The following is a 6,912-nucleotide window of genomic DNA, read 5'->3' as shown; positions in this document are numbered from 1 at the left end:
TCGCGGCCCTGGCCGAGGCGCTCGGCGCGGCTGCGGGAAACGGCGCCGTGCATGAGCGATTGGCGCGCGGCTGGTCGGTCGGCACTGCCGGCGCCAATTTGATACGCAGGGCATTGGTGCTGCTCGCCGATCACGAGTTGAACGCCTCGACCTTCGCCACGCGGGTCGCCGCGTCCACCGGCGCGTCGGTTGCCGCCTGCCTGCTTGCCGGTCTTGCCACACTGTCCGGACCGCGCCATGGCGGCGCCGGCGAGGCCTTGCTCAATCTCGTCGAGGACGCCGAAAGGCTGGGAGCCGGTCGAGCGCTGGCTTGGCCACGACCGGCCGCTGCCCGGCTTTGGCCATCCACTCTATCCGGAGGGCGACCCAAGGGCGGAGGCGTTGTTGTCCGATGTCGAGATCGATGGCTGTATGTCATGCCTCGGCGATGCCGTTCTCGGCGCGACGGGGGCGCGCCCGAACATTGACTTCGCGTTGGCCGCGCTGACGCGTCAGTTGCGCCTGCCGCCCGATGCGCCGTTCCGGCTGTTCGCGCTCGGGCGCAGCGTCGGCTCGGCCGCGCATGCCGTCGAGCAGGTCATGAGCAACCGCCTGATCAGGCCCCGCGCCCGCTACGACGGGCCCGTCGGGATTTAGCGGAACTGGTGCTTATCAAAGCCAAGCCCTGGGGCGCGTCGCTCCAGGGCTTGTTGAGATTCAGGTCAGGCCGGCTTCACCTGTATGGCAACGTGCCCGTCACGACATCGTGTCGAGCTTGCGCTGCATGGCCGCGATCTGTTCCTTCAGCTCCTGGAGATCATCGGACTTTTCCGGCACTTCCTTTTTCGCAGGCTCGGCTGGGGTCGGCGAAGCCCCGTTCGCCGTCGCCGACGGAAACGGCGTGAACATGCGCATGGCGTTCTGGAACATCTCCATGTTGCGGCGCGTCTGCTCCTCCAGCGCCTTCATCGGCGTCGACATCTTCATCATGTCCATCGGCGACTTGCCGAACGCGCCCTTCATCTGTTCGCGAAAACGTTCCTGCTCCTTGGAGAAGGCGATCATCGACTGCTCGAGGAAGCTGGGCACGATCATCTGCATCTGGTCGCCGTAGAAGGCGATCAGCTGGCGCAGGAACGGGATCGGCAGCATGTTCTGCCCATCCTTGTTCTCCAGCTCGAAAATGATCTGGGTCAGCACTGGATGCGTTATGTCGTCGCCGGTCTTGGCATCCTGGACGGTGAATTCCTCGCCCTTCTTGACCATGTCGGCGAGGTCTTCCAGCGTCACATAGGTGCTGGTGCCGGTGTTGTAGAGTCGGCGGTTGGCATATTTCTTGATGACGATCGGGTCGTCTTTCGCGGCCATCAGTATCCTCCCCGGACACCGGCGCATTTGAGTAAGCAGCCGGTAACGATTGCGCCCTGTCAAGGATATGCGCAAAAGCGTCACAATTCCAAGTGGTTTGTGCAGTGCAAGATCGATTAATGCTGCATGGCGGCCGGAATATGCTGCGCAGCGAAGCGGGGACTGCAGCCCTGGCCAGCGCAGGCCTGCTTGCGGCGCATGGCCGGCATGCCCATTTCCGGTTTGACTTGGCACCGGGAAAGGGCAAGAAAGTTCCTCAACGATAGCCTAAAACACGACACCTCGAAGTCTGGAGAAGAAAATGTCCGCATCCAATGGCATAGTTGTCGCCAGCGCCGCGCGCACGGCAGTCGGCTCCTTCAACGGCAGCTTCGCCGCCACCCCGGCACATGAACTCGGCGCGGTCGTCATCAGGGAATTGCTCGCGCGGGCCAACGTCGAGCCCTCGGAAGTCGACGAGGTGATCCTCGGCCAGGTTCTGACCGCCGCCCAGGGCCAGAACCCTGCCCGCCAGGCTTCGATCAACGCCGGCCTGCCCAAGGAGACCACCGCCTGGGGCCTCAACCAGGTCTGCGGCTCGGGCCTGCGCGCGATCGCGCTCGGCATGCAGCAGATCGCCACCGGCGATGCCAAGGTGATCGTCGCCGGCGGCCAGGAATCGATGTCGCTCTCGGCGCATGCCCAGCATCTGCGCGCCGGCGTCAAGATGGGCGACTACAAGATGATCGACACCATGATCAAGGACGGGCTGTGGGATGCCTTCAACGGCTATCACATGGGCAATACCGCCGAGAATGTCGCGCGCCAGTTCCAGATCACCCGTGACGACCAGGACCAGTTCGCGCTGGCTTCGCAGAACAAGGCCGAGGCCGCGCAGAAGGCCGGCAAGTTCAAGGACGAGATCGTCGCCTTCACCATCAAGGGCAAGAAGGGCGATACGATCGTCGACCAGGACGAATATATCCGCCACGGCGCGACGCTCGACGCCATGACCAAACTTAGGCCCGCTTTCGACAAGGACGGCACGGTCACCGCCGCCAATGCCTCCGGCATCAATGACGGCGCGGCCGGCGCGCTGCTGATGAGCGAGGCCGAAGCCGCCCGGCGCGGCATCACCCCGCTGGTCCGCATCGCTTCCTGGGCGACCGCCGGCGTCGATCCGGCGATCATGGGCACCGGCCCGATTCCGGCCTCGAAGCGGGCGCTGGATAAGGCCGGTTGGTCGGTCAAGGACCTGGACCTGGTGGAGGCCAATGAGGCCTTCGCCGCACAAGCCTGCGCCGTCAACAAGGGCATGGGCTGGGATCCGTCGATCGTCAACGTCAATGGCGGCGCCATTGCCATCGGCCATCCGATCGGCGCCTCCGGCGCCCGCGTCTTCAACACGCTGGTCTTCGAGATGCGCCGCCGCGGCGTCAAGAAGGGTCTTGCCACGCTTTGCATCGGCGGCGGCATGGGCGTCGCCATGTGCGTGGAAGCGCTCTGAACTTAGCGAATAGCGAATAGGGAGTGGCTAATAGGGTAGAATGACGTGACGGGATATCAGATCCCTACTCGCTATTCGCTACTCCCTATTCGCTCTTCCGACCAAAGGGAGGAACTGCATGAGTAAGGTAGCAATCGTCACGGGCGGATCGCGCGGTATCGGCGCGGCGATATCGATCGCTTTGAAGAAGGCCGGCTATTCGGTTGCGGCGAACTATGCCGGCAATGACGAGGCGGCCGCGAAGTTCAAGGCCGAGACCGGCATCCCGGTCTACAAATGGTCGGTCGCCGACTATGACGCCTGCGCTGCCGGCATCAGGCAGGTCGAGGCCGATCTCGGCCCGGTTTCGGTGCTCGTCAACAATGCCGGCATCACTCGCGACGCCATGTTCCACAAGCTGACCCGCGAGCAGTGGAAAGAGGTCATCGACACCAACCTGTCCGGCGTCTTCAATATGACGCATCCGCTGTGGGGCGGCATGCGCGACCGCAAGTTCGGCCGCGTCATCACCATCTCCTCGATCAACGGCCAGAAGGGCCAGGCCGGCCAGGTCAACTATTCCGCCGCCAAGGCCGGCGACATCGGCTTCTCGAAGGCGCTGGCTCAAGAGGGCGCCCGCGCCGGCATCACCGTCAACGTCATATGCCCCGGCTACATCGCCACCGAGATGGTCAGGGCAATCGACGAGAAGGTGCTCAACGAGCGCATCATCCCGCAGATCCCGGTGGGCCGGCTCGGCGAGCCGGAAGAAGTCGCGCGCTGCGTCGTCTTCCTCGCTTCCGACGAGGCCGGCTTCATCACCGGCTCGACCATCACCGCGAATGGCGGCCAGTACTTCGTTTGACGCCCCGCGCCGAGAAATAGACATCGACAAAAACGGGCCGGGAAACCGGCCCGTTTTGTTTGTCACCTCTCCGCTGTGCGGGCCCCTCGCGCGACGCCTTTGCCCCGCTCCGGCACGCAAAGGTTAATGGCTCGCGCGCGGCCTGTGCAAAAGCATGTGCCCAACCTGTGGATTCTCGGTGGAAAACCTCCCTGCGACACAACATGTTGGGGTGAACAAACCAAGAAAATCCCGACATCGCTGATTCGTCGCCGATTCGTTCCGGCTTTGGGCCGGAACGTTAACGCCGAGGGCCGAGAAACGTACCCGAAAGATTAAGGCCCGTTAGGAAACGTCAAGAATTTCATAATCTTGGCCGAGGCCAGACGAACAACGTCGGTCGTTCATCGGCAAAGGTTAACGGCGACGCGCGACTCGCGTTCGTCCTGCATGAAACGGGCCAATCAAGCGATTCAGCATATGGTGAGACTCATCGTCAAAAAATCCACATGTAGCCATGAACAAACCATGAACTTCGGCGAGTCAGCGATTCGTCGCCGATTCGTTCCAGACTCGTTCCAACCGTTAATCGGGAGCGGATTTCGCCCCCCCACGCGACCCATGGAGACCGACGGCGGAACATTCCGCTTTCGCTTCGCGCTCGAAATCCTTATGTGTCGGCTGTCACACGCGCCATCGCCGGCGCGCCCCCGACTACGAGCGGCAGAAAGTCTATTTCCGGGCCGATGAACGTCCAGCCGAAACACCCCCAGCCGTTGATCCTTTCCGGCCGCGACGTGACGGCCGTGCTTGGACCCACCAACACCGGCAAGACCCACCTCGCCATCGAGCGCATGGTGGCGCATGAGAGCGGCGTCATCGGCCTGCCGCTCAGGCTCCTGGCGCGCGAGGTCTATGCGCGCGTCTGCGAGAAGGTCGGCGTCCACAAGGTGGCGCTGATCACCGGCGAGGAGAAGATCCAACCGGCGGGCGCCAGATATTCGGTCTGCACGGTGGAGGCGATGCCGCGCGAGACCGATGCGGCCTTCGTCGCCATCGACGAGGTGCAGCTTGCCGGCGACCTCGAGCGTGGCCACATCTTCACCGACCGTATCCTGCATCTGCGCGGCCGCCAGGAAACGCTGCTGCTCGGCGCGGCCACCATGCACGGCATCCTGCAGCGCCTCCTGAAGGGCATCTCGGTGGTGACGCGGCCCAGGCTGTCGCACCTGGCCTATGCCGGCTCGAAGAAATTGACCCGCCTGCCGCGGCGCACCGCGATCGTCGCCTTCTCAGCCGACGAGGTCTACGCCATCGCCGAGCTGATCCGCCGCCAGCAGGGCGGTGCCGCCGTCGTGCTCGGCGCGCTCTCGCCACGCACCCGCAACGCGCAGGTGGCGCTGTTCCAGTCGGGCGACGTCGACTACCTTGTCGCCACCGACGCCATCGGCATGGGGCTCAACCTCGACCTCGACCACGTCGCCTTCGCCCAGAACCGCAAGTTCGATGGCTACCAATACCGCAACCTGACCGCGGCCGAGCTCGGCCAGATCGCCGGCCGCGCCGGCCGCCACCTGCGCGACGGCACGTTCGGCGTCACCGGCCAGGTCGATCCGCTGGACGAGGAACTGGTCCAGAAGATCGAGGGCCATGACTTCGATCCGGTGAAGGTCCTGCAATGGCGCACCGCCGATTTCGATTTCTCCAGCCTCGACGCGCTGAAGCGCTCGATCGAGACCAACGCTCCGGTGGAGGGCCTGACACGCGCCCTGCCGGCGGTCGATGCGCAGGCGCTGGAGCATCTGTCGCGCGACGAGGAGATCCGCTCGCTCGCCACCGATGCCAGGCGCGTCGCGCTGCTCTGGGAAGCCTGTGCCCTGCCCGACTACCGCAAGATCGCACCGGCCCAGCATGCCGACCTGATCGCGTCGATCTACATGGACCTCGCCAGGCGCGGCCATGTCGATGAGAACTACATGGCCGAGCAGGTCCGCCGCGCCGACACGACCGATGGCGATATCGACACGCTCTCGCACCGCATCGCCCAGATTCGTACTTGGACCTTTGTCTCCAACCGGCCTGGCTGGCTGGCCGATCAGGCACACTGGCAGGAAAAGACGCGCGAAATCGAAGACAGATTGTCGGATGCGCTGCATGAGCGGTTGACGAAACGCTTCGTAGACCGCAGGACTTCCGTCCTCATGCGGCGCCTTAGAGAAAATACAATGCCTGAAGCCGAAATAAGCCCTACCGGAACCGTCCTCGTCGAAGGCCATCATGTCGGCGAGTTGCAGGGGTTCCGCTTCACCGCCGACCAGAGCGCCGGCGGCGAGGATGCCAAGGCCGTACGCACGGCTGCCCAAAAGGCGCTTGCCGCCGAGTTCGAAACGCGCGCCGAACGCTTCGGCGCCTGCGCCAATGGCGATCTCGCGCTCGGCTCCGACGGAACGCTGCGCTGGATCGGCGCGCCGATCGGCACGCTGGTTGCCGGCGATGAGCCGCTGAAGCCGCGCCTCGTGCTGCTGGCCGACGAGCAGCTCACCGGCCCGGCCCGCGACAAGGTGGCGGCGCGCGCCGAGCGCTTTGTCAATTTCCAGATCGAGTCGCTGCTGAAGCCGTTGGTCGACCTGAAGAATGCCGAGCAGCTCACCGGCATCGGTCGCGGCATCGCCTTCCAGCTCGTCGAGCATTTCGGCCTCATAAACCGCCGCGACATCACCGAGGAGATGAAGTCGCTCGACCAGGAGGGCCGCGCGGCGCTGCGCCGGCTGGGCGTGCGCTTCGGCGCCTACCACGTCTTCGTGCCGGCGCTGGTCAAGCCGGCGCCGGCCGGGCTGGTGACGCTTCTCTGGGCGCTGAAGAATGACGGCAAGGACAAGCCCGGCTTTGGCGACGTGGTGCATGCGCTGGCGTCGGGCCGCACCTCGGTGGTCATCGATCCCGCCTTCGACAACAGCTTCTACAAGCTCGCCGGCTACCGCAATCTCGGTCGCCGCGCGGTGCGCGTCGATATCCTCGAGCGGCTGGCCGACCTGATCCGCCCCGCGACCAACTGGAAGCCGGAGCTGGGCCAGCGTCCCGACGGCGCCTATGACGGCCACGCCTTCATGGTGACGCCGCCGATGATGTCGATCCTCGGCGCTACCGCCGACGACATGGAAGAGATCCTCAAAGGTCTCGGCTATCGCGCCGAGCCGAAGCCGGCAGCCGAGGTCAAGGCGCGGCTCGAGGCGCAAGACAGTGCCGCGCGCGAGGC

4 protein-coding genes and 1 pseudogene are annotated in these 6,912 nt (G+C 64.7%); 4 read left to right on the top strand and 1 reads right to left on the bottom strand.

Going from position 1 to position 6,912, the window contains the following annotated elements; all coding sequences use genetic code 11:
* Positions 1–636: pseudogene (locus tag EOA33_RS18900) on the top strand (citrate synthase); the annotation flags it as partial.
* Between the two features lie 99 nt (positions 637–735).
* Here EOA33_RS18900 and phaR read toward each other — a convergent pair.
* Entirely contained in the window at positions 736–1,347 is a 612-nt protein-coding gene (phaR, locus tag EOA33_RS18895) for a polyhydroxyalkanoate synthesis repressor PhaR (RefSeq protein WP_126057906.1), read from the bottom strand.
* A gap of 301 nt (positions 1,348–1,648) precedes the next feature.
* Between phaR and EOA33_RS18890 the strand changes: the two genes are divergently transcribed.
* From EOA33_RS18890 to EOA33_RS18880, 3 genes are all read left to right on the top strand, one after another.
* Complete coding sequence (locus EOA33_RS18890; protein ID WP_126057905.1) at positions 1,649–2,833, top strand: acetyl-CoA C-acetyltransferase; 1,185 nt, start codon at positions 1,649–1,651, stop codon at positions 2,831–2,833.
* Between the two features lie 118 nt (positions 2,834–2,951).
* Complete coding sequence (gene phbB, locus EOA33_RS18885; protein ID WP_126057904.1) at positions 2,952–3,677, top strand: acetoacetyl-CoA reductase; 726 nt, start codon at positions 2,952–2,954, stop codon at positions 3,675–3,677.
* Positions 3,678–4,402: 725 nt separating this feature from the next.
* A partial coding sequence (locus EOA33_RS18880) for a helicase-related protein (protein WP_127406270.1) occupies positions 4,403–6,912 on the top strand: 2,510 nt, incomplete at its 3' end.

The organism is Mesorhizobium sp. M4A.F.Ca.ET.050.02.1.1, assembly GCF_003997725.1.
Classification (GTDB): Bacteria; Pseudomonadota; Alphaproteobacteria; order Rhizobiales; family Rhizobiaceae; genus Mesorhizobium.
This window is presented reverse-complemented; position numbering and strand designations above follow the sequence as displayed.

Bases quoted from the DNA above. Each gene is read 5' to 3' on its own strand.
- EOA33_RS18890 (WP_126057905.1), top strand. From the start codon at position 1,649: ATGTCCGCATCCAATGGCATAGTTGTCGCCAGCGCCGCGCGCACGGCA.
- phbB (WP_126057904.1), top strand. From the start codon at position 2,952: ATGAGTAAGGTAGCAATCGTCACGGGCGGATCGCGCGGTATCGGCGCG.
- phaR (WP_126057906.1), bottom strand. From the start codon at position 1,347: ATGGCCGCGAAAGACGACCCGATCGTCATCAAGAAATATGCCAACCGC.